Annotated in this window: 19 protein-coding genes; 8 read left to right on the top strand and 11 right to left on the bottom strand. The window is 67.7% G+C overall.

Going from position 1 to position 22,009, the window contains the following annotated elements; translation table 11 throughout:
• Positions 1–3: 3 nt before the first annotated feature.
• The gene (gene gltX / locus ACQY78_RS02070; protein WP_428682270.1) at positions 4–1,407 is read right to left on the bottom strand and encodes a glutamate--tRNA ligase; all 1,404 of its coding nucleotides are present in this window, start codon (positions 1,405–1,407) and stop codon (positions 4–6) included.
• 85 nt (positions 1,408–1,492) lie between these two features.
• Here gltX and ACQY78_RS02075 point away from each other — a divergent pair, with 85 nt between their 5' ends.
• Positions 1,493–3,622, top strand: coding sequence for a ComEC/Rec2 family competence protein (locus tag ACQY78_RS02075; protein ID WP_428682272.1), 2,130 nt, complete (start codon positions 1,493–1,495; stop codon positions 3,620–3,622).
• Between the two features lie 12 nt (positions 3,623–3,634).
• On the opposite strand, the gene lexA is transcribed toward ACQY78_RS02075, so the two are convergent.
• From lexA to trpD, 7 genes are all read right to left on the bottom strand, one after another.
• Positions 3,635–4,384, bottom strand: a complete 750-nt coding sequence (gene lexA, locus ACQY78_RS02080; RefSeq protein WP_428682274.1) for a transcriptional repressor LexA — start codon at positions 4,382–4,384, stop codon at positions 3,635–3,637.
• A gap of 135 nt (positions 4,385–4,519) precedes the next feature.
• Complete coding sequence (locus tag ACQY78_RS02085) at positions 4,520–5,389, bottom strand: sterol desaturase family protein (RefSeq protein WP_428682276.1); 870 nt, start codon at positions 5,387–5,389, stop codon at positions 4,520–4,522.
• 50 nt (positions 5,390–5,439) lie between these two features.
• Positions 5,440–6,534, bottom strand: a complete 1,095-nt coding sequence (locus ACQY78_RS02090) for a helix-turn-helix domain-containing protein (RefSeq protein WP_428682278.1) — start codon at positions 6,532–6,534, stop codon at positions 5,440–5,442.
• A 28-nt stretch (positions 6,535–6,562) separates the two neighbouring features.
• Positions 6,563–7,777, bottom strand: a complete 1,215-nt coding sequence (locus ACQY78_RS02095) for a molybdopterin molybdotransferase MoeA (protein WP_428682280.1) — start codon at positions 7,775–7,777, stop codon at positions 6,563–6,565.
• Positions 7,778–7,785: 8 nt separating this feature from the next.
• Positions 7,786–8,292, bottom strand: coding sequence for a cyclic pyranopterin monophosphate synthase MoaC (gene moaC, locus ACQY78_RS02100; RefSeq protein WP_428682282.1), 507 nt, complete (start codon positions 8,290–8,292; stop codon positions 7,786–7,788).
• The gene (gene trpC / locus ACQY78_RS02105) at positions 8,289–9,089 is read right to left on the bottom strand and encodes an indole-3-glycerol phosphate synthase TrpC (RefSeq protein ID WP_428682284.1); all 801 of its coding nucleotides are present in this window, start codon (positions 9,087–9,089) and stop codon (positions 8,289–8,291) included. The genes moaC and trpC overlap by 4 nt, the downstream gene beginning before the upstream one ends.
• A complete protein-coding gene (trpD, locus tag ACQY78_RS02110; protein ID WP_428686314.1) occupies positions 9,086–10,099 on the bottom strand; it encodes an anthranilate phosphoribosyltransferase in 1,014 nt (337 codons plus the stop codon). Before trpD ends, trpC begins: the two co-directional genes overlap by 4 nt.
• Before the next feature lie 70 nt (positions 10,100–10,169).
• Here trpD and ACQY78_RS02115 point away from each other — a divergent pair, with 70 nt between their 5' ends.
• The 4 genes from ACQY78_RS02115 to ACQY78_RS02130 all read left to right on the top strand — a co-directional run bounded on the left by ACQY78_RS02115 (position 10,170) and on the right by ACQY78_RS02130 (position 13,774).
• A complete protein-coding gene (locus ACQY78_RS02115) occupies positions 10,170–10,388 on the top strand; it encodes a heavy-metal-associated domain-containing protein (protein WP_428682286.1) in 219 nt (72 codons plus the stop codon).
• Positions 10,389–10,505: 117 nt separating this feature from the next.
• Positions 10,506–10,973 carry a MarR family winged helix-turn-helix transcriptional regulator gene (locus tag ACQY78_RS02120; RefSeq protein ID WP_428682288.1) on the top strand — a complete coding sequence of 156 codons (468 nt, stop codon included), beginning with the start codon at positions 10,506–10,508 and terminating at the stop codon, positions 10,971–10,973.
• Positions 10,966–12,156: an HlyD family secretion protein gene (locus ACQY78_RS02125; RefSeq protein WP_428682290.1), complete on the top strand. Its 1,191-nt coding sequence runs from the start codon at positions 10,966–10,968 to the stop codon at positions 12,154–12,156. Before ACQY78_RS02120 ends, ACQY78_RS02125 begins: the two co-directional genes overlap by 8 nt.
• An 85-nt stretch (positions 12,157–12,241) precedes the next feature.
• Positions 12,242–13,774, top strand: coding sequence for a DHA2 family efflux MFS transporter permease subunit (locus ACQY78_RS02130; protein ID WP_428682292.1), 1,533 nt, complete (start codon positions 12,242–12,244; stop codon positions 13,772–13,774).
• A 9-nt stretch (positions 13,775–13,783) separates the two neighbouring features.
• On the opposite strand, the gene ACQY78_RS02135 is transcribed toward ACQY78_RS02130, so the two are convergent.
• From ACQY78_RS02135 to ACQY78_RS02145, 3 genes are read right to left on the bottom strand one after another with little or no spacing between them, the layout of a single operon-like run.
• On the bottom strand, positions 13,784–14,761 hold the full coding sequence (locus tag ACQY78_RS02135; RefSeq protein WP_428682294.1) for a Bug family tripartite tricarboxylate transporter substrate binding protein: 978 nt from the start codon (positions 14,759–14,761) through the stop codon (positions 13,784–13,786).
• Between the two features lie 20 nt (positions 14,762–14,781).
• Positions 14,782–15,387 (bottom strand): anthranilate synthase component II, encoded by a 606-nt coding sequence (locus ACQY78_RS02140; RefSeq protein WP_428682296.1) that lies wholly within the window; start codon positions 15,385–15,387, stop codon positions 14,782–14,784.
• Positions 15,388–15,443: 56 nt separating this feature from the next.
• Positions 15,444–17,126 carry an AMP-binding protein gene (locus ACQY78_RS02145; RefSeq protein ID WP_428686315.1) on the bottom strand — a complete coding sequence of 561 codons (1,683 nt, stop codon included), beginning with the start codon at positions 17,124–17,126 and terminating at the stop codon, positions 15,444–15,446.
• Between the two features lie 88 nt (positions 17,127–17,214).
• Here ACQY78_RS02145 and ACQY78_RS02150 point away from each other — a divergent pair, with 88 nt between their 5' ends.
• The 3 genes from ACQY78_RS02150 (at position 17,215) to ACQY78_RS02160 (ending at position 21,965) form a co-directional block, all read left to right on the top strand.
• A complete protein-coding gene (locus ACQY78_RS02150) occupies positions 17,215–18,099 on the top strand; it encodes an EamA family transporter (RefSeq protein ID WP_428682298.1) in 885 nt (294 codons plus the stop codon).
• Positions 18,100–18,131: 32 nt separating this feature from the next.
• Positions 18,132–20,786, top strand: coding sequence for a bifunctional acetate--CoA ligase family protein/GNAT family N-acetyltransferase (locus ACQY78_RS02155; protein ID WP_428682300.1), 2,655 nt, complete (start codon positions 18,132–18,134; stop codon positions 20,784–20,786).
• 153 nt (positions 20,787–20,939) lie between these two features.
• Positions 20,940–21,965, top strand: a complete 1,026-nt coding sequence (locus ACQY78_RS02160) for a divergent polysaccharide deacetylase family protein (protein WP_428682302.1) — start codon at positions 20,940–20,942, stop codon at positions 21,963–21,965.
• The last annotated feature ends 44 nt before the right edge of the window (positions 21,966–22,009 follow it).

The following is a 22,009-nucleotide window of genomic DNA, read 5'->3' on the forward strand; positions in this document are numbered from 1 at the left end:
CGTTCAAGCGGCGGCCGCCAGCAAACGAACCTTGCTCTCGGCGGGCCCCAGCACGGCCAGCACTTCGAAGATACCGGGCGAGGCGGTCGAGCCGGTCAGCGCAACGCGGAGCGGCTGAGCGACCTGGCCGAGCTTCAGCCCGTTCGCCTCGGCGAACTCGCGCACGGCTTCTTCAAGCGCCTTTTCGCTCCAGTCGCTCGCCTGCGGCTCCAGCGCCGGCGCGAGCTTCGCTATCACGGCACGGGCGTCGGGTGTCAGCAGCGCGCGGGCCTTGTCGTCGGCGATCGGCGGCGCACCAGCGCGGGCGTAGAAGGCAAGACTGTCCGCGAGTTCAATCAGGGTGCGCGCGCGCTGCTTCACGCCGGAGAGGCCGCGCACGATGCGCTCGCGGCCAGCGGCATCGACGGTGCCCAACTTCTCCTCGATGCGCGGCAACACCAGCGGCAGCAGCTCAGCGTCTGGCGTCTCGCGAAGGTAATGCGCGTTGAGATTGGTCAGCTTGGCCATATCGAAGCGCGAGGCCGAACGGCCGACGCCGTCGAGGTCGAACCATTCGATCGCCTGTGCCGTCGAGATGATCTCGTCGTCGCCATGGCCCCAACCCAGCCGCAGCAGGTAGTTGCGCAGCGCCGCCGGCAGGAAGCCCATGTCGCGATAGGCATCGACACCCAGAGCGCCGTGGCGCTTGCTGAGCTTGGCGCCGTCGGGCCCGTGGATCAGCGGGATGTGGGCATAGACCGGCTCGGGCCAGCCCATCGCACGGATGATCTGGAGCTGGCGGAAGGCGTTGTTGAGATGATCGTCGCCGCGGATGACATGGGTCACGCCCATGTCGTGATCGTCGACGACGACGGCCAGCATGTAGGTCGGCGTGCCGTCGGCGCGCAGCAGGATCATGTCGTCGAGCTGGGCGTTCTCGACCGTGACCTCGCCCTGCACCGCGTCCTTGATGATCGTCTGCCCGGTCTGCGGCGCCTTGAGGCGCACGACCGGCTTCACGTCGCCGGGGGCCTCCTTCGGGTCGCGGTCGCGCCAGCGGCCGTCGTAGCGCATCGGCTTGCCGGCGGCCTTTTGCGCGGCCCGCATCTCATCGAGTTCCTGCGGCGAGGCATAGCAGTGATAGGCATGGCCCTTGGCCAGCATCTCGTGCGCGACCTCGGCATGGCGGGCGGCGCGCGAGAACTGATAGGTGACCTCGCCGTCCCACGGCAGGCCGAGCCAGGAGAGCCCATCCAGGATCGCCGCGATCGCCGGCTCGGTCGAGCGCGCGCGGTCGGTGTCCTCGATGCGCAGCAGGTACTTGCCGCCGTGATGTTTGGCGAACAGCCAGTTGAACAAGGCCGTGCGGGCGCCGCCGATATGCAGGTAGCCGGTGGGCGAGGGGGCGAAGCGGGTAACGACGGTCATTGGCCTGGGAACTGTGCTCGGTAAGCGCGGGTTTTGCCGCAATTTGGGCGGAAAAGCGCGCCGTAGGTAGGGGAGCGTCCGGTTAGTGTCAAACCCGCGCGCCTGGATCCTGGAACAGCTTGAAGCCGAGCGCGGCCGCTGGATGCTGTGGCTGCCCGTCGCGCTGGGGCTCGGCATCGCCATCTACTACGAACTCCCCACCGAGCCGGCTCTCTGGCTGGGTCCGGCCCTGGCGGCGGGATCTGTTCTCATCGCTTTCCTCGCACCGGCCGGCAGCGTGGCGCGCGCCCTGGCCATCGGCGCCGTTGCCGCATCGACCGGCCTCGGTCTCGTCGCGTGGCGGACCGCCAGCCTCGCGGCGCCCACGCTCACCCGGCCGTTGTTCAGCCTCAACGTCGAGGGCCGGATCGCCGACATCCAACGCCTGCCGGACGGCGTGCGCGTCGTGCTTGAAGCCGTCCGGCTCAGGGGCAACGGCGTGCCGCCGCCCGAGATGATGCCGGCCAAGGTTCGCGTGACCCTGAGCCGGGGCGCGCCGCCGCTGGCGATCGGGGACCGGCTGCTCGTGCTCGCGAACCTGTCGCCACCGGCCGGGCCCGCCGCGCCCGGCGCCTTCGATTTCCAGAGGGTCGCCTGGTATCAGCAGCTCGGTGCGGTCGGCTACGCACTGGCGCCCGCGACCGTGATCGAACGCGGCAAGCCCGACGGGTTCGTGCGCAGGATCGACTCGCTGCGCGCCGACCTGGCCGCGCGGATCCTCCACGTATTGCCCGGTCCTGCGGGCGGCGTGGTCGCCTCGCTTCTGGTCGGCGAGCAGACTGCCGTCGACAAGGACGTGGCGCAGGCGATGCGCGATTCCGGCCTGGCGCATATCCTGTCGATCTCGGGGCTGCACATTGTCTTCGTCGTCGGCCTGGTGATGGGCCTCGTGCGTTACGGCATCGCCCTGGTCCCGCCGCTCGCCTTGCGCATCGACGCCAAGAAGGTGGCGGCGGTGCTGGCCCTGATGGCCGCGCTCTTCTACACGGCGCTGGCCGGCGCGCCGGTGCCGGCGCAACGTGCCTGCGCGATGGCGGCCTTCGCGCTGCTCGCCATCCTGCTCGATCGCACGGCGCTGTCGCTGCGCCTCGTCGCCTGGTCGGCTGTCATCGTGCTGGTCATTGCGCCGGAGTCGCTGACCGGCGCGTCCTTCCAGATGTCGTTCGCCGCCGTCGTCGCGCTGATTGCGGGCTGGGAGTCGGCGGCATCGTGGCGGCGGCGCCTGCACGAGCGGGCCGAGATCTCCCGCCACCGCTGGATGTGGCGGCTCGGGGCGGCACTCGGCGCCAGCCTGCTCACGACCCTGATCGCCTCCGTCGCGACCGGCGCCTTCGCGGCCTACCACTTCAACCGCCTGTCGCTACTCGGAGTCGTCGCCAACCTCCTGGGCGTGCCGCTCACCGGCCTCTGGATCATGCCGTGGGGGCTGCTTGCCATGCTCCTGATGCCGCTTGGGCTCGAGGCCGTCGCGCTGGTGCCGATGGGCTGGGGCGTCGACTGGCTCAACGCCATCGCCTTCCGGGTCGCGGCGTGGCCCGAGGCGGCGATGCTGGTGCCGTCGCTGCCCGAGGCGAGCCTGTGGCTTCTGAGCGCCGGCGGTCTGTGGCTCTGCCTCTGGCGGCGACGATGGCGCTATGCGGGACTCCCTGTGGCGGCGATTGGACTGATGCTTGGGCCGCCTCCGGCGCCCGACCTGCTGATGAGCGAGGACGGCCGCGTGCTCGGCCTGCGCGACGAGCGCGGCGTGGTGCACATCGCCTCGGCGCGCGTCGATCGCTACGTCAGCGATTCCTGGGCGCGACGGCAGGGGCAGGAAGGGGCCAAGCGCTGGACGGTCAGCGCCGACGAGCAGGCGGCCGGCCTCGGCTGCAGCACGGGCCTCTGTCGCTGGCGCAAGGGACCGTGGCGCATCGCCCTGGTAAGCGACGACAAACGGCTGGCCGAGGCCTGCGGTTCGGCCGACATCGTTCTGTCGACCGTCGATGCGCAGGCGCGCTGCCGCGGGCCACGGCTCGTCATCGACCGGCGAGATGCCTGGAAGGACGGCGCGCACGCGCTCTGGCTCGACGATCTCAACGTACGGCGTGAGACGGCCAACGGCCGTCGCGGCGATCGGCCGTGGGTGCCCAACAGCTCGATGCGCCAGACGGCGCCGGTTAAAGCGCCGGGGGCGTAACCGGCATCGATGCTAGTGATAGCGACGGTAGAGGCCGGCGAGGCGGCCCTGGATCTTGACCCGGTCGGGCCCGAAGATTCTGGTTTCGTAGGCGGCGTTAGCCGGTTCCAGCGCGACCGACGCGCCCTTCTTGCGCAGCCGCTTCAGGGTCGCTTCGGTGTCATCGATCAAGGCCACGACGATTTCGCCGGACTCGGCGGTGTCGGCGCTCTTGATGATGGCGATGTCGCCGTTCTGGATGCCGGCCTCGACCATCGAGTCGCCTTGGACTTCGAGGCAGTAATGGGCGCCCGCGCCGAGCAGCGAGACGGGGACATCCACAGTCGTCGAATTGTCGCGCAGCGCCTCTATCGGGGTACCGGCGGCGATCCGCCCATAGAGCGGAAGGCTGAGCGCCTGGGCCTCGTTGGCCGCCATGATGGCGCCGGCCAGCGGCACGCGGTCGGCGCGCACGATCTGCGGCACGAACCCTTCGCGGGTTTCGGAGAAACCGGCGCGGCGGGTGTCGGCGAGCAGCGGGGTGACGTTGGGCGCCGGCAGCGCGGCGCTCTCCGGCAGCTTCACGACCTGCAGCGCGCGGGCGCGATGCGGCAGGCGGCGCAGGAAGCCACGCTCCTCGAGGCCGGTGATGAGGCGATGGATACCGGACTTCGACTTGAGCCGCAGCGCTTCCTTCATCTCGTCGAAGGAGGGCGACACGCCGTCGTCGTTCAGCCGCTTGTTGATGAACAGGAGCAGTTCGTTTTGCTTGCGGGTTAGCACCGTCTTCTCCCCAGAACGCCTACCGGATTTAGGAACAAATCCTGAAACCCGACACATGTTCTAGTTTAGTTCCGCCAAAACGTCAACTTATCCCGAGAAAACGGGGGTGAGTTCGCCGGCCTGCCTCCGGATCGATCATCCTTCCGCGGCTTCCGTGAGCGCCCGCGATCCGCGCGGCCGCCAGCCAGGAGGACCGAACAGGTAGCCGATAGCCTCACGCCAGGAACGGCTGCGGCGCAGGTCGTTGGCGAGGTTGAGCCACTCGTGGAACGCGATCCGGATCGGATTGTGGGAGATCAGCGGCTTAGCGAGCCCGTAGCGGCAGGGCAGGTCGGTGCGCTCGGCGACGAAGGTCCCGAACAGTCGGTCGAAGACGATCAGGACGCCGCCGTAGTTGGCGTCGATATAGTCGTGGTTGGAGGCGTGGTGGACGCGGTGATGGGAGGGCGTGTTGAGGATGTATTCCAGCCAGCCCAGTTTGGGCACCCACTCGGTGTGCAGCCAGAACTGATAGAGCAGATTGAGGGCCAAGGCGGCGAAGACGGCTTGCGGCGCGAAGCCCAGCCAGATCATGGGCACGAAGAACAGGGCGTTACCGGCGATCCTGCCGGTCCAGCCGAAGCGGTAGGCAATGCCAAGATTAAACTCGTTCGGTGAGTGATGCACGGCATGCGTCGCCCAGAACCAGCGCACCCGATGGGCGGCCCGATGATACCAGTAGTAACAGAACTCCTGTCCCAGGAAGAGCAAGGCGAAGCTGGCCATGCCGTTCAGAGGGACTGTCGTCAGCCGATGCTGCCAGGCGAACTCGATGAAGGGCGCGGCCATGCTGATGCCCACGAACGCATAGACGAGATACTCCCGCACCAGCACGTCGGTGAGCGACGCGGCGAAGGACAGCCAGTCATAGGGACGCCGGGCGACGAAGGTCAGGATCAGGCCTTCGAGGCTGGCCAGGGCGATGACCGCGGGCAGCGACCAGGTGAGCAGGGTGGACAGCGTCATGGGCAGACCTTTGCGAAGGGCAATGCGCGCAGATTGCGTCCCGTCCACCGTCAGGTCTCGCCGGTTTCAGCACCCCGTTGGCCGATTCCCTGAATCGGCGCGTCATTTCGCGATTCGGCCTGCTTGCGATAGGCCGTCGGCGTCATGCCGGTATGCGCCTTGAAGGCCCGGTTGAAGGGCCCGATGGACTGGAAGCCCGAATCGAGCGCGATGGTCAGGATCGGGACGTCCTCCTGGCCGGGATCGGCCAGGGCCGCCATCGCCTCGGCCAGACGGTAGCCGTTCACGAAGCTGCTGAAGTTGCGATGGCCGAGTCGCTGATTGATCAGCCGGCGCAGCCGGTACTCGGGCACGCCCAGCGCGGCGACCAGCAGGTTCAGTCCAAACCCTTCCTGACGATAGATCTTCTGGTTCTCCATCAGCTGGCGCAGCCGTTCCAGGAGGGCGTCCTCCTGGGCGTCGACGGCAATGCCGGAGGGGGACGCAGCGTCGCGCGCCGGCGGCGAGCCGGTCTCGGTCGGCGAGGGCTCGAAAATGGGGCGGGCGGCTCGCAGCCCGACCATGGCAAAGGCAACGGCGAGAGCGGCCAGGACTGACGCCTCGACGATCCGGCTGGTCGGGTCGAGCGGCTGGCCACGGCCCACCATGTTCATGAGCAGAACACCGCCGGCGTACAGAACGGCCAGCCCCACCAGCACGGGGCGCAGGCGGCGGCGGCGTTCCACCAGATCGTCGCGCAGGCCCGCCATTACGCGCCAGGCGGTAAGCAGGACGAACGACAGGCCGACCACGTCTTCCGCCGGGGCCATCCAGGGACGCCATTGCCAAATCCCCACGGCGCCGACGAGCGGCAGAAGGGCCCATGCCAGGGCGTCGCGCCAGGAGGGACGGAAATCATCGACGAACTGTGCGCCCGCCCAGATCCACAGCAGCGCGGGTGTGCCCATCGCCACCAGCATGACCGGCCACAGCCAGGGAGAGCGCGCGCCGGTGACCGACAGAACCGCGGTGGCTGCCACGCTGAGCGCGAGCAGACCGCCGAAAGGTCCCGTTGTCATGTGCCGCCGGTCGCGCAGCAGCAACAGGCCCGTCAACAGCAGGATGGCCGCCGTACCGGTCTTGAGAACGAGTTCGATCGGCGGCATCGCTCGATTCGCTTTCGAGCCGCCTGCCTCAGTAACCGCCCGGGAGGCCCTGGAGATCGACGACCTGCACCGTCTCGCCTGCCTTGCGCGCGGGATCGTGGGGCGGACGGATCATCAGCCCGTCGCAGGCGGCCAGAACCGACAGCATCGAACTGTCCTGAACCGGGTGCGGATCGACGGTGAGGGTGCCGTCGGACGCGCGGGCGAGGCGTGCACGAACATAGTCCTCTCGCTGGTCGTTCTGCTTCACGTCGACCGCGAGCCGGGCAGGCTGGGTGCGCACCAGGTCGCCCGCCTGGCCCATCATCCGTTCCATCGCGGGCTTCAGGAACAGGAGCGCGCAGACCATGGTCGAGACGGGATTGCCCGGCAGGCCGAGCACGCGGGCGCGGGCGCGCGCGGCGAACATCAGCGGCTTGCCCGGGCGCATGGCGATCTTCCAGAAATCCATGTCGAAGCCCTGGACCTTGAGCGCGCCCTGCACCAGATCGTGGTCACCGACCGAGGCGCCGCCGAGCGTGACGAGCAGGTCGTGCTGCGCGCCGGCTTCGATGCAGCTCTCGATCAGCCCGGCATCGTCGCGCGCGATGTCGAACAGCGTGGCCTCGCCACCCCAGCCGCGCACCAGCGCTGCGACAGCGATGCCGGAGGAGGAGACGATCTGGTTGCGGCCAACCGGTTCGCCCGGCATCACGAGCTCGTCGCCGGTCGAAAGGATGGCGACCCGGGGCTTGCGATGGACCGAGAGCCACGGGTGGTTCATCGCTGCAGCCAGAGCCAGGTCGCGCGTCGTCAGCGTGCGGCCCACCGCGAGCGGCGTATCGCCGACCGAGAAATCCAGGCCGGCCTTGCGCACGTGGCGGCCGAGCCGCGGCGCCTCGAGAATGGCGATGTTCGTGCCATCGGCTTTCGTGTCCTCCTGGATCACGATCGAATCGGCGCCCATCGGCAGCGGGCCGCCGGTGAAGATGCGCACGGCCTCGCCGGCCTTCAGCGCCTGGTCGTAGGAGCCGCCGGCCGGTGCATGGCCCACGAGCGTGAGCTTCGCCGGCGCGGCAGGCACATCGGCTGCGCGCACGGCATAGCCGTCCATCGCCGAAAGATCTGTCGGCGGTTGCGTCAGCCGCGCCTTCGGCGAGACCGCGAGCACGCGGCCCGCGGCTTCGGCGACGGACACGGTTTCCGACGGCAGCGGGGAGAAGGCCGCGATCACGCGGGCATGGGCATCACGAACGGAAAGCATTCCCGGCCTCATTGAGCTTCCCATGTCCCCGACTTGCCGCCGGACTTGTGGAGGAGTTTCACCTCGGAGATCACCATCCCGCGGTCGACCGCCTTGCACATGTCGTAGACGGTGAGGGCGGCGACCGAGGCGGCGGTTAGCGCCTCCATTTCGACACCGGTGCGGCCCTTCAGCTTGCAGGTCGCCTCGATGTCGACCGCCTTGCGCTTGGGGTCGAGCGAGAGCTTCACGTCGACCGACGACAGCGCCAGCGGATGGCAGAGCGGAATCAGGTCCGGCGTCTTCTTCGCCGCCATGATGCCGGCGAGTTGCGCAACCGCCAGCACATCGCCCTTCTTGGCCTTCTTGTCGCGGATCAGCTTCAGGGTCGCGGCCTGCATGGTGACGCTGGCCCGGGCCACGGCGACGCGCTCGGTGATCTCCTTGTCGCCGACATCGACCATGCGGGCATTGCCGCCCTCGTCGAAATGGGTGAGCGCCGCGCCGGTCTTCGGCTTTGTGCCCCCTCGCTTCATGCCGCCTCGCGCACCAGCATCTCGCGCACCGCCGCCTCGACGTCGGGTTTGCGCATGAAGCTCTCGCCGATCAGGAAGGCCGAGGCGCCGACCTTCGCCATGCGTACGAGATCGGCAGGAGAGCCGAGGCCGCTCTCGGCCACCAGCACGCGGTCCTTGGGCACCAGCGGCGCCAGCTTCTCGGTCGTGGCGAGATCGACCGCGAGCGTCTTGAGGTTGCGGTTGTTGACGCCGATCAGGTCGGCATCGACCTGCAGCGCGCGTTCGAGCTCGGGCGCGTCATGCACCTCGACCAGAACGTCCATGCCCCACTTGTGCGCCAGCTTCGCTAGCTCGGCGGCCATCGCGTCGTCGAGGCAGGCCATGATGAGCAGGATGCAGTCGGCACCCAGCGCACGGGCCTCCGGCACCTGGTAGGGATCGATCATGAAATCCTTGCGCAGGACCGGCAGCTTCACCGCTGCGCGCGCCTGCGTCAGGAACTCGTCCTTGCCCTGGAAGTAGGGCTGGTCGGTCAGGATCGACAGGCAGGTGGCGCCGCCGCGCTCATACGACCGGGCGAGGGAAGGCGGGTCGAAATCCTCGCGGATCAGGCCCTTGCTGGGCGAGGCCTTCTTGATCTCGGCGATCAGCCCGTAGCGGCCGTCGGCAATCGTGGCCTTGAGCGCCTTGGCGAAGCCGCGCGGCGAGTCGGTGTCGCGGGCCAGGTTCTCGACGACCCTGAGCGAGCGTTGCGACATGCGCCCGGCCACATGGCGCTTCTTGTCGGCAACGATCCTGTCGAGCGTGTCGCTCATGCGCAAATCCTCTTCAATGTCGCCAGCGCGTCCCTGGCCTTGCCGCTGTCGATCGATTGCGCGGCCATGGCCGCGCCTTCCTTCAGATCCTTCGCCTTGCCCGCGACCATGATCGCGGCGGCGCTGTTCAACAGGACAATGTCGCGGAAGGCGTTCTTCGCGCCGCCCAGCAGCGCGTGGATCGCCTCGGCATTATGCGCCGCGTCACCGCCCTTGAGCTCGTCGAGCGTGGCGCGCTTCACGCCGATCTCCTCCGGCGCGATCTCGATCTCGGTCACCTTGCCGTTCTCCAGCGAGGCGGCCCAGCTCTTGGTCGTCGTGGTGAGCTCGTCCATGCCGTCCTGGCCGTTGACGACCAGTGCGCGCTCCAACCCGAGCTGGCCCAGCGCCTGCGCCACCGGCTTCAGCCAGCGGCGGTCGAACACGCCCACGAGCTGGCGCGTCACCAGGGCGGGGTTCGACATCGGGCCGAGCAGATTGAAGATGGTGCGCGAGGGTGCCAGCTCGACCCGCGGGCCCGCGACGTTGCGCATCGCGCTGTGGTGACGCGGCGCCATCAGGAAGCAGACCTTGGCTTCGACCAGCGCCTGCTCGAGTTTCTCGATGGGCACTTCGAGGCCGATGCCCAGCGCCGACAGCACATCGGCGGCGCCGGACTTGGAGGTGAAGGCGCGGTTGCCGTGCTTGGCCACCGGAATGCCGGCACCCGCCACGACGAAGGCCGAGCAGGAGGAGACGTTGTAGGTGCCGTGATGGTCGCCGCCGGTGCCCACGATGTCGATGGTGCCTTCGGGCGCCTTCACGCGCAGCACCTTGGCCCTCAGCGCCCGCGAGCCGCCGGCCAGTTCCTCGGCCGTCTCGCCGCGGACTTTCAGGCCCATCAGGAAGGCGCCCATCTGGGCAGGCGTCGCGTCGCCCGAGGTCATGATGTCGAAGGCGCGCTCCGCCTCGTCGATGCCCAGGGTCTCGCCGTTCCCCACCTTGGCCAGAAGGCCGCGAAAATCGTTTATGTCGCCGCTCACCAGAACCCCGTGCTTTTGCCTCTTGCCGGTTCGGCCGGCCGGCGCGAAGCTATATCACATGGCTCAAGAACTCATCCTCAAGGTCACTGGCATGGATTGCGACGGCTGCGTAAAGGCCGTCACCCGTGCCGCCACCGGCGCCGGCACGGCACCTCTCTCCGTCGATTTGAAGAGCGCGGAGATGCGCCTTCCAGACGGTGCCGACGTCCCGGCGATCACCAAGGCGATCCAGCGCGCAGGCTTCGGCGTCGCGCCCGTAGTCCGTCTAAATGGATGAGAAGTCAGCCCTAAGGCGCTGATTTACTAACCTTTTTTGTATATCTAGGCCTATTTCTGGGAGTCCTTGCCAAAATAGTAAGCAAGCTTATCTTAAGTATACTCAGAAGATGGGCTCATGGAACTTCCCGAACGAAATCTTGGTTTCCTCCTGCACGACGTGGCGCGCCTGATGCGCAAGCGCTTCGAGCAGAATGCGCGCGGCCTGGGTCTGACGCGCTCGCAGTGCCAGGTTCTGGCGCATCTCGCCCGAAACGAGGGCATCCAGCAGAGCGGGTTGGCCGACATCCTGGAAGTCGAGCCGATCACCCTGACCCGGCTGCTCGACCGGCTGGAGGAGGCGGAGCTCGTGGAGCGCCGGGCCCATCCGACCGACCGGCGCATCCGTCAGCTCTACCTGACCGAGAAGGTCCATCCGCTGCTGGCCGACATTTTCACTATTGGAGCCGCGACCCGCTCCGAGGCGTTGGAGGGCGTGGCCGAAGCGGAGCGCGAACAACTCTTCGCGTTGCTGAGCCGCATGAAGTCGAATTTGCTGGCAAAGGCTTCCGCGCCCGCCGGCGAGAGGAGTACGGGCAATGGCTAACAGGAGTTCTTTCCGTCGCAGTGAGCTTGCCGACGAGGTCGCGGCGCCCGCGCCGGTCGCCAATGATGCCGACCAGATGGCGGCGGAGAAGCTGCTGCAGCGCTTCGACATGGCTGGGAAGCCCACGGAAAAGACCGGCTCGGCGGCCAAGCCGCGCAACCTGCGCCGTATCCTGCTCGTCCTGGGACCCGCGGTCGTCCTGGCCGGCAGCCTGTTCGCCTACATGACGGGGGGCCGCTACATCTCGACTGACAACGCCTATGTCCATGCCGGCAAGCTCACCGTGGCGACCGACGTTTCCGGCATCGTCGCCAACGTCGCCGTGCATGAGAGCCAGAGGGTGGAGAAGGGACAGGTCCTGTTCACCCTGGACCAGGAACCGTTCAGGATCGCGCTGGCGGGCGCCGAAGCCAATCTCGGCACCGTGCGCAACCAGATCGTGACGCAGCAGGCGACCTATCGCCAGAAGCTCGCGCAGATCGAGCAGGCGAAGACCGACATCGGCTTCTTCGAGACCGGCGCGCAGCGTCAGCAGGATCTGCTGAAGCGCGGCGTCTCGGCCCAGGCAACCTTCGACCAGGCCAAGCGCGACCTCGACACGGCGCGCGAGCGGCTGCTGGTGGCGCAGAGCGACGCCGAGGCGACGCTGGGGCAGCTCGGCGGCCGGGCCGACGCTCCGATCGAGCAGAACGCAAACTATCTCTCGGCCAAGGCGCAGGTGGACAAGGCACGCCGCGACCTCACCCGCACGACCGTCGTGGCGCCGATGCCCGGCATCGTCACCAACGTCGATGCGCTGCTGCCCGGCGAATACCTCCCTGCGGCACAGCCGGCCTTCAGCCTCATCTCGACGGCCGACGTCTGGGTCGAGGCCAATCCGAAGGAGTCCGACCTTTCCAATCTGAAGCCGGGCGACAAGGCGACGGTTTCGATCGACGCCTATCCCGGCCACGAATGGAAGGCGACCGTCACCAGCCTCGCGCCAGCGACGGGCGCGGAGTTCTCCGTGCTGCCGGCCCAGAATGCGACCGGCAACTGGGTGAAGGTCGTGCAGCGCGTGCCGATCCGGCTCGGTGTCGAGATGCCGGAGGGCGCACCGCCGCTGCGCACCGGCATGAGCGCCTATGTCGAGATCGACACCGGCCATCACCGCCAACTGAGCGACCTGTTCAGCGGGTTCTGATCCGCTTGGGGCGCGCCACTCCAGTGGCGCGATCTTGTCTTGAACCAGGAGAATGACGCGCCACTGGAGTGGCGCGCCCGCAGCCATGAGTAACGCCACCTCCAAACCCCTCCCTCAGCACATCGTGCCGCTGACGCTCTGCGTCATGCTGGCGACGATCATGCAGGCGCTGGACACGACCATCGCCAACGTGGCGCTGCCCTATATGCAAGGCTCGCTGTCGGCGACGACCGACCAGATCAACTGGGTGCTGACCTCCTACATCGTGGCGGCAGCCATCGCGACGCCGCTGACCGGCTTCCTCGAGGCGCGGCTGGGGCGCAAGCGGCTGTTCCAGATCGCCGTCGCGGGCTTCACCGGCGCCTCGGTCCTGTGCGGCATCGCCACCTCGCTGCCGGAGATGGTGGCCTTCCGCCTGCTGCAGGGCCTGTTCGGCGCCTCGCTGGTGCCGCTGTCGCAGGCGGTGCTGCTCGATTCCTACCCCAAGGAGAAGCATGGCTCGGCGATGGCGCTGTGGGGCATGGGCGTCATGGTGGGCCCCATCCTCGGCCCGACCCTCGGCGGCTGGCTGACCGAGGCCTACAACTGGCGCTGGGTCTTCTACATCAACGTGCCGATCGGCCTCGTAACGTTCCTGGGCCTCTCGGCCTATCTCGAGGAGACGATGACCCGGCGCGATTCGTTCGACTGGTTCGGCTTCCTGATGCTCAGCCTCGCGATCGGCTCGTTCCAGATGATGCTGGATCGTGGCGAGCAGATCGACTGGTTCTCCTCGACCGAGATCGTGGTCGAGGCCGTGCTGGCGGCGCTCGCCTTCTACCTGTTCCTCGTCCAGACCTTCACGGTGAAGCAGCCCTTCATCGATCCCAGCATCTTCAGGGACCGCAATTTCTCGGTCGGGCTGTGCTTCATCTTCGTGGTCGGCATCATCCTGCTGGCCTCGCTGGCGCTGATCACGCCCTATCTGCAGAACCTGATGGGCTATCCGGTGGTTACGGCGGGGCTGATCCTGGCACCGCGCGGCATGGGCACGATGCTGGCGATGATGCTCGTCGGCCGCATGATCAACCGGGTCGATCCGCGGCTGCTGCTGGCGGCGGGGCTGCTGATCACCGCGGCGGTGCTTTGGGAAATGACCGGCTTCACGCCGAACGTGTCCCAATGGACGCTGGTCCGCACCGGCGTGCTGCAGGGCATGGGGCTGGGCTTCATGTTCGTGCCGCTGTCGACGATCACCTTCGCCACCTTGCCGGGCCATCTGCGCACCCAGGGCACAGCGCTCTACAGCCTGATGCGCAACATCGGCTCGAGCATCGGCATCTCGATGGTGATCTTCCTGCTGACGCGCAACACGCAGCTCGTGCATGCCGAGCTGGCGGGCCAGGTGACCCCGTTCAACGACGCGCTGGGCCAGGCGGGGCCGTCGCAGTTCTGGAACATGGCGACCACGCTGGGCCGGGCGACGCTCAATGCTGAAGTGAACAAGCAGGCCGCCGTCATAGCCTATGCCAACGACTTCAAGCTGATGATGCTGGTGGCGCTTCTCGCGCTGCCGCTGATTCTGCTGCTGCGCAAGGCCAAGGGGCAGGGCGGCGCGGGCCACGCGGTGCTGGAGTAGTGTCGCCCGCTACTCGATCTTCACACCAGCGTCCTGGATGATCTTGCGCCACTTGGTGTTCTCGATGGCGATATAGGCCCCGAACTCCTGGCGCGATTCCTTGGCCGGAACGAAGGACAGGCTCTTCATCTTCTCCAAGACCTCAGGATCCTTGAGGATGCGCATGACCTCGGCGCTCAATTTGTCGAGGATCGGCTCGGGCGTCTTCGCGGGCGCGGAGAGGCCGATCCATCCGACGGCGACGACCCCATAGATGCCTTGCTCGGCCACCGTCGGCACATCGGGCAGGAAGGGCGAGCGGCGTTCGTCGGCGATGCCGATCGCCTTCACCTTGCCCGACCGCACCGGGCCGACCGCGCCGGGAACGGCGTCGGACAGGAGCTGGATGTCGCCGCTCTGCAGCGCGAGCTGGGCCTCGGCATTGCCCTTGAACGGCACGTGGGTGAGCTTGATGCCGGCCGCGCTCTTCAGCATCTCGACGGCGAGATGGCTGGCCGAGCCATTGCCCGAGGAGCCGTAATTGAGATCGGCGCCCGCCTTGGCCTTGGCGACGAGGTCGGCGACCGTGCCGATGCCGCTCTTGAGGCTGGTCATCAGCACCTGCGGCGTCAGCCCGATATTGGCGATCGGCGCGAAATCCTTCTGCGGATCGTAGGGCAGCTTCGGATAGAGCGCCGGACTGATCCCGTGCGTGGAGATCGTCACCATCAGCAAGGTGTAGCCGTCGGGGGCTGCCTTGGCGGCGACATCGGCGCCGATCTGCCCGCCGGCGCCGGGCCGGTTCTCCGCGATCACCTGCTGGCCCAGCGCCTTGGTGAGCTGATCAGCCATCATGCGCGCGAGGATGTCGGTCGCCTGGCCCGCCGGAAACGGCACGATGATGCGGATGGGCTTCGCCGGCCATGCCTGCGCGAAGCCCGTGGATGTTGTCAGCGGAGACGCGGCGGTGGCCGCCAGCGAGAGGACAAGCGTGCGGCGATCGATCATGGCGTTTCCTTTTGGGCGGCTCAGGCCGCCTCTTTCTTGTTCTGCTGGCTCGGGTGGTCGCCCGCGATCTTGAGGAAATTCTCGAGGATCTTGTGGCCGTGTTCCGAGGCGATGCTCTCGGGGTGGAACTGCACGCCGTGGATCGGCAGCGTCCGGTGGCGCAGGCCCATGATGATGTCACCGGTCTCGGCGGTGACTTCGAGGTCCTTCGGGAAATCCTTCCTGTCGACGATCAGCGAATGGTAGCGCGTCGCCTGGAAGGGCGAGGGCACGTCCTCGAAGACGCTCTGGTTCTTGTGAGAGACGCCCGACAGCTTGCCGTGCATCGGCTCGGGCGCCCGGACCACGTGGCCGCCGAACACCTGGCCGATCGCCTGATGGCCGAGGCAGACGCCGAAAAGCGGCACCTGTTCCTTTGCGGCGGCCCGGATCAGGTCCATGCAGATGCCGGCCTCGTTTGGCGTGCAGGGGCCGGGCGAGAGCACGATTCCGGCCGGCTTCAGCGCCAGCGCCTGATCGACCGTGATCTGGTCGTTGCGATGCACGACGCAGCGCGCGCCGAGATCGCCCAGGAAGTGGACGAGGTTGTAGGTGAAGCTGTCGTAGTTATCGATCAGGAGAAGCATGGGGGGGATATTAGCGGGCTGTGGGTCGCGCTGATAGGCCTTCTAAAAGTGCCTCGCTACTTTGCCAGCTCCGGGAAGTCCTCCTCCCGGAATTCGCCTGCGCCGCGCTGGTTTTCGGATGCCCGCTTTTCCTCGTCGCGGCGCAGTTCGACCCGGCGGATCTTGCCGGAGATGGTCTTGGGCAGCTCGGCGAACTCGAGGCGGCGGATGCGCTTGAACGGGGCGAGCCGGCCACGCAGGTGCTGGAAGATCGACAGCGCCGTGGCGCGGTCGGGTTTGCCGCTGGCGGTGAGCGTTATGTAGGCCTTCGGGACCGCCAGGCGCATCGCGTCGGGGGCCGGCACCACGGCCGCTTCGGCCACGGCGGGGTGCTCGATCAGCACGCTTTCGAGTTCGAACGGGCTGATCCGGTAGTCCGATGCCTTGAACACGTCGTCGGCGCGGCCGACGTAAGTCAGGTAACCTTCGCCATCGCGCGAGGCGACGTCGCCGGTGCGATAGACCGCACCCGTGAGCGGTGCGATCGAGCCGTCGTCCTGCTGATAACCCTGCATCAGCGCCGCCGGCCGGTGCTTGAGGTCGATGCAGATCTCGCCTTCCTCCGCATCCGTGTCGTCGGCATCGAGCAGCCTGATCTTGTAGCCGGGCAGGGGGCGGCCCATCGAGCCGGGCTTGATCGGCTGGCCGGGCGGATTGCCGACCTGCGTCGTGGTCTCGGTCTGGCCGTAGAAATCGCGGATGGTGAGACCCCAGGCCTTCTCGACCTGCTCGATCACCTCGGGGTTCAGCGGCTCGCCGGCGGCCAGCACCTCGCGCAGCGACGTCCGGCAGGACTTCAGGTCTTCCTGGATCAGCATGCGCCACACGGTCGGCGGTGCGCAGAGCGTGGTCACCTGGTTGGCAACGATGGCGTCGAGCAGGTAGCGGGCGTTGAAGCGCGGCTGGTTGGCGATGAAGATCGTGGCGCCGGCGATCCACGGCGCGAAGAAGCAGCTCCAGGCGTGCTTGGCCCAGCCCGGGGAGGAGATGTTGAGATGCACGTCGCCCGGTCGCAGGCCCAGCACGAAGATCGTTGTCAGATGGCCCACCGGATAGCTGCGATGCGAATGCAGGACGAGCTTGGGTTTCGCCGTGGTGCCCGAGGTGAAATAGAGCAGCATCGGATCGTCGGCATTGGTCGGCCCGTCCGGCGTGAATTCGGCCGGGTGATCGAGCAGCTGCGAATAGGCGTGCCAGCCGGCCGGTGCGTCGCCGACGGCGATGCGCGTCAGGCTCTTGTCGAAGCCATCGAACTTCGCAGCCTCGCCGGCGGCGGCCACGACATGGCGCGCCCGGCCACGCTCGAGGCGGTCGGCGAGATCGACCGGCGTCAGCAGGGTAGTCGCCGGGATGACGACGGCGCCGAGCTTCATCGCCGCCAGCATCACTTCCCAGAGCGGCGCCACGTTGCCCAGCATCAGCAGCATGCGGTCGCCGCGCTTCACACCCCGCGCGCGCAATCCGTTGGCGACGCGGTTGGAGCGTTCCGACAGCTCGGCGAAGGTGAGGCTCGCGGCGCCGTCGCCGACGATCGTCAGTGCCGGTTGGTTGGCCTGCGGTCCGCGCGCCAGCTCGGCATCGAACCAGTCGAGCGCCCAGTTGAAGTGCTGCATCTGCGGCCAATGGAAATCGCGATAGGCCGTCGCGTAGTCGCCGCGATGGGCCAGCAGGAATTCGCGCGCCGCCTTGTACGCCTCGATCGTCATCGCATGCCTCGTCTTCGTTTCCGCCCTTTCTCGATCTTGGGCACGGGCGTAGGTTGAGGGCAACAAGAAGAAAGTAGCCCCCTTGGTCGTCGAGCCCCTGATCGTCGCGCTGTTGCTGGCAGCAGCGCTGATGCACGCCACCTGGAACGCCATCCTGAAGGCGGATCAGTCCGACCGGCTCGCGACCTTCGGCCTGATCATGACGACAGGCACGGTCATGGGCCTCTGCATCGTGCCGTTCGTTCCCCTGGTCGAACCGGGGGCCTGGAAGTTCCTCATCCTCTCGGTCGCGATCCACATCGCCTATTATTTCTTCCTGCTGAAAGCCTATACCTACGGCGATCTCAGCCACACTTATCCGATCGCACGAGGCCTGGGACCGCTGCTGGTGGCGCTGGTGTCGGGCCGCGTGATCGGCGAGCATCTCAGGACGCAGGACATCGTCGGCGTCTTCCTGCTGAGCTTCGGCCTCGTGGCGCTCGCTCTCCCCCTGAAGAACATCGTGCAGAAACCGGGTAGCCGTCATGGGCTGGCAACGCTGTTCGCGGTGCTGACCGGGATCACCATCGCGGGCTACATCATCTCCGACGGCATGGGCGTGCGCGCCGCCGGCGAGACGCTGGAGCATCGCATCTCCTACATCGCCTGGCTGGCCGTGCTCGAGGGGCCGTGGCTGCTGGTGCTGGCCTTCTGGAAACGGCCGGCGACCGTCTGGTCCCACATGAAGAAGACCTGGTATCGCGGGGTCGGCGGCGGCGTGATCGCCAACGTCGGCTACGGCATCGCGATCTACGCGCTGGCGCTGGGGCCGATGGCCCATATCGCCGCGCTGCGCGAGACCTCGGTGCTGTTCGGGGCGCTGATCGGCACGCTCATCCTGGGCGAACCGTTCGGGGGCCGCCGGGTGGCTGCGGCGTTCGTGATCGTTTCAGGGCTTGTGCTGATGAACGGTCCGGCGCTCTTCTAGAGGGTATGTCGACCCGCAATCTCGATAGGCTCATGTCCCCGCGCTCGGTCGTCATGATCGGCGCCACCGAACGCCCCGGCTCTGTAGGCGCGGCGGTCACGCGCAATGTGCTGGCCGGCGGCTTCCAGGGCCAGATCCACCTCGTCAACCGTAAGGGCGGCACGATTGCGGGCCGTACGGCCTTCCGCAGGGTGTCGGACCTGCCCGAGCCGGCGGACCTTGCCGTGATCATGACGCCGGCCGCGACCATCCCCGGGCTGATCGTGGCGCTGGGCGAGGCGGGGACACGCGTCGCCGTGGTGATCAGCGCCGGCCCCGGCAACGGTCCGGATGCCGCGTCGGTCAATGCGCTGTGGCGGCAGCGGCTGCTGCGTGCGGCCCAGCCCTATCTGCTGCGCATCGTCGGACCGAACTGCATCGGCTACGCCGCCCCTGGGCTCGGCCTCAACGCGAGCTTCGGCCCGACACGGTTCAAGGCCGGACGCATCGCAGCGGTCGCCCAGTCGGGCGCCGTGCTGGCGGGCCTGGCCGACTGGGGCGTGGCCCAGGGGATCGGCTTCTCGCACCTGATCTCGATGGGCGACATGGCCGACGTCGATTTCGGCGACGTGCTCGATATGCTGGCGCGCGATTCCGATACGCGCGCGGTGCTGATGTATGTCGAGGGCATCACCCAGGCGCGCAAGTTCATGTCGGCGGCGCGCGGCGTGGCCCGCATCAAGCCGGTGATCGTGCTGAAGGGCGGGCGCCATGCCGCGGCCGCTCAGGCGACGGCCTCGCATACGGGCTCGATGGCGGGATCGGCCGCGGTCTACGACGCCGCCTTCGCGCGCGCAGGCCTCGTGCGCGTGCTGGGCCTCGGCGAACTGTTCGATGCGGCCGAGACTCTGGGCCACAGCATCGCCCCGCGCACCGAGCGGCTGGCGATCCTGACCAACGGCGGGGGCGTCGGAATCATCGCCACCGACCTGCTGATCGACGAAGGCGGCGAACTCGCCACGCTGCTGCCGGCGACCATCGCGCGGCTCGACAAGCAGATGTCGCAGAGATGGTCGCGCGCCAACCCGGTCGACATCGTGGGCGATGCCGACGGGCCACGCTATGCCGTCGCCCTCGACGGGCTGGCCGACGATCGCGGCGTCGGCGCGGTGCTGGCCATGAACGTGCCCACGTCGCTCACCTCGTCGGTCGAGGCGGCGCGCGCCATCACCGGCGCCGCAGGGCGCAAGGTCGTGCCGGTGATCGGCTGCTGGATCGGCGGGCGCGAGGCCCAGGCCGGTCGCGACGTGCTGCACGATGCGGGCATTCCCGCCTACGACACGCCGCTGCGCGCCGTGCGCGGCTTCATGCACATCGTCGAGTATCGTCGTGGCCAGCGTGCCCTGCAGCGCACGCCGCCCTCCGTGCCGGAGCTGCGGTCCGACACCGCGCTCGTGCGTTCGATCGTGCAGGGCGCGCTCGCCGAGAAGCGCAAGGTGCTCACCGAGCCAGAGGCCAAGAGGGTGCTGGCGGCCTACGGCATCCCGGTCGTGCCCACCGAGATCGCGCGCGACGCCGGCGAGGCCGCCGCGATCGCGGTGCGAATCGGCTTTCCCGTCGCGGTGAAGCTGCTGTCGCGCGACATCACCCACAAGAGCGATGTCGGCGGGGTTTCGCTCGACCTGGTCTCCGAACAGGCGGTGCTCGACGCCGTCCGCGAGATGACCGGCAAGGTCCTTGTGCTGGCCAACAAGGCCAGGATCGACGGCTTCGTGGTGCAGCCCATGATCCGGCGCCCGCATGCCGTCGAGCTGATCCTGGGCGCCGCCGAGGATCCGGTGTTCGGACCGATCCTGCTGGTCGGCCATGGTGGCGTGGCCGCCGAGGTGATCGACGACAAGGCGCTCGCTTTGCCGCCGCTCGATCCCGTGCTGGCGGAGGATGCGTTGAGCCGCACCCGCGTCGATCGCCTGCTGCGCGGCTTTCGCGACCGTGCCCCGGCCGACAGGGAGGCGGTGGGCGCGGCCATGGTGCGCCTGTCGCAGCTCATCGCCGATGTCGGCGAGATCGCCGAGCTCGACATCAATCCGCTGCTGGCCGACGCCGATGGCGTGATCGCGCTCGATGCGCGCATCGTGGTGAACCACCCGAAGAAAGGGCAGGAGCGGGCGGCGCGCTTCGCCATCCGGCCCTATCCGGTGGAACTCGAGGCCGAGATCCAGCATGGCGAGGAGAAACTGCGCATCCGTCCGATCCGGCCCGACGACGAACCCACGCTGCAGGCCTTCACGCGGCGGCTGACGCCCGAGGACGTGCGCATGCGCTTCTTCGGCCCCATGCGCGAACTCAGCCACGAACTCGCGGCACGACTGACCCAGATCGACTACGACCGCGAGATGGCATTCGTGCTGCTCGATGGCGACGAGATGGTCGGCGTCGGACGACTGGTCGCCGATCCCGATTTCCAGCAGGCGGAGTTCGCGCTCACCGTCGCGTCCGATCGCCAGGGCCGCGGCTATGGCGAACTGCTGCTGCGCCACGTGCTGCACTATGGCAAGTCGCGCGGCGTGAAGCGGGTGGTCGGTCATGTGCTGCGCGAGAATCGCAAGATGCTGGATCTCGCCAAGCAGGTCGGCTTCCGCCGCGAAAGCGGCCGCTCGGGCGAGCCGGACATTCGGGTAATGAAGTCGCTTTCCAGCCTGGATTGAGGCCAAATAGTGGCCCACGCCAAGAGGTTAGGGCATAACTCTCAGATGGCGTCGAGGAAGAACAGAAGCGGGAAGACGAACAGAAGGAGTCCGAAACGGCCTCCGGGCCTCGCGGATCGTCTTCGTGCCCGTTTCGACGGGCCTTTTACGTGGGTGGCAGCCCATCGCTGGCACTCGGTCGTCATCGCCGTCGTCCTGTTGTTCGCAAGTAGTGTGTTCGGCGGTTACTGGATCGCCGAGCGATTCGATTTGCGAAGCGGCGACCGCGTGGCGCGCGACACGCTGGAGGACATGAAGCGCAGCGCCGCGACGACGGGGCCAGCCGTTGCCCCAAGATATTCGCGCATCGAGGAGCTGCCGGACTTCCCGAAATACTCCGAGGCCGACCCCGGCAAGCCGACGCCGAACGTCGAGGAGAAGCCGCCGGTAAAGAAGGTCGCCGCCGCGTTCCCGGCGGAACAGACCTGGCGCCGCAATGCCGTGCCGTTCCGCGATCTCAAGAGCAAACCCCTCGTCGCGATCGTGATCGACGATGTCGGTCTCGACCGCGCGCGCTCGAAGCGCGCCTGGGAGTTGCCGGGGCCGATGACCATGTCGTTCCTGCCCTATGCCAAGGACCTGCCGGAGCAGGCGCGCGCCGCACGGGCGCGGGGCCACGAACTGATGCTGCACATGCCGATGGAGCCCAACGGCCGCAACGATCCCGGACCGGGGGCGCTCACAGTATCGATGCCCGACGTCGAGGTGCGCCAGAAGCTGCTGATCGCGCTGGAGAGTTTCGGCGGCTATGTCGGCATCAACAATCATATGGGCAGCCGCTTCACCGCCAACCGTCCCGACATGGAACTGGTGATGCGCCAGCTCAAGCCGCGCGGCCTGATGTTCCTCGATTCGCGCACCAGCCCGCAATCGGTCGGCGACCAGACGGCGCAGGAGATCGGCGTGCCGTCGATCGTGCGCCACGTCTTCCTCGACGACGAGGAGACCCTGGAGGCCGTGCGGCGCAAGCTCGCCGAGACGGAGGCGGTGGCGCGACGGCAGGGCTTCGTCGTGGCGATCGGCCATCCGCACGATTCGACTTTGCAAGCGCTCGCAGAGTGGCTGCCGACGGTACAGGGCAAGGGACTGGCACTTGCGCCCTCGACCGCGATATTGCGCAAGCGCAACGGTTGGGATTGAGTCGCGCCAACAAACGAGTTGGAGGAAGCGACGTGCGGTACAAA

This window comes from Reyranella sp., from assembly GCF_965279625.1.
Taxonomy (GTDB): Bacteria; Pseudomonadota; Alphaproteobacteria; order Reyranellales; family Reyranellaceae; genus Reyranella.

Bases quoted from the DNA above. Each gene is read 5' to 3' on its own strand.
- gltX (WP_428682270.1), bottom strand. From the start codon at position 1,407: ATGACCGTCGTTACCCGCTTCGCCCCCTCGCCCACCGGCTACCTGCAT.
- ACQY78_RS02085 (WP_428682276.1), bottom strand. From the start codon at position 5,389: ATGACGCTGTCCACCCTGCTCACCTGGTCGCTGCCCGCGGTCATCGCC.
- ACQY78_RS02090 (WP_428682278.1), bottom strand. From the start codon at position 6,534: ATGCCGCCGATCGAACTCGTTCTCAAGACCGGTACGGCGGCCATCCTG.
- ACQY78_RS02095 (WP_428682280.1), bottom strand. From the start codon at position 7,777: ATGCTTTCCGTTCGTGATGCCCATGCCCGCGTGATCGCGGCCTTCTCC.
- moaC (WP_428682282.1), bottom strand. From the start codon at position 8,292: ATGAAGCGAGGGGGCACAAAGCCGAAGACCGGCGCGGCGCTCACCCAT.
- trpC (WP_428682284.1), bottom strand. From the start codon at position 9,089: ATGAGCGACACGCTCGACAGGATCGTTGCCGACAAGAAGCGCCATGTG.
- ACQY78_RS02115 (WP_428682286.1), top strand. From the start codon at position 10,170: ATGGCTCAAGAACTCATCCTCAAGGTCACTGGCATGGATTGCGACGGC.
- ACQY78_RS02120 (WP_428682288.1), top strand. From the start codon at position 10,506: ATGGAACTTCCCGAACGAAATCTTGGTTTCCTCCTGCACGACGTGGCG.
- ACQY78_RS02125 (WP_428682290.1), top strand. From the start codon at position 10,966: ATGGCTAACAGGAGTTCTTTCCGTCGCAGTGAGCTTGCCGACGAGGTC.
- ACQY78_RS02130 (WP_428682292.1), top strand. From the start codon at position 12,242: ATGAGTAACGCCACCTCCAAACCCCTCCCTCAGCACATCGTGCCGCTG.
- ACQY78_RS02135 (WP_428682294.1), bottom strand. From the start codon at position 14,761: ATGATCGATCGCCGCACGCTTGTCCTCTCGCTGGCGGCCACCGCCGCG.
- ACQY78_RS02140 (WP_428682296.1), bottom strand. From the start codon at position 15,387: ATGCTTCTCCTGATCGATAACTACGACAGCTTCACCTACAACCTCGTC.
- ACQY78_RS02155 (WP_428682300.1), top strand. From the start codon at position 18,132: ATGTCCCCGCGCTCGGTCGTCATGATCGGCGCCACCGAACGCCCCGGC.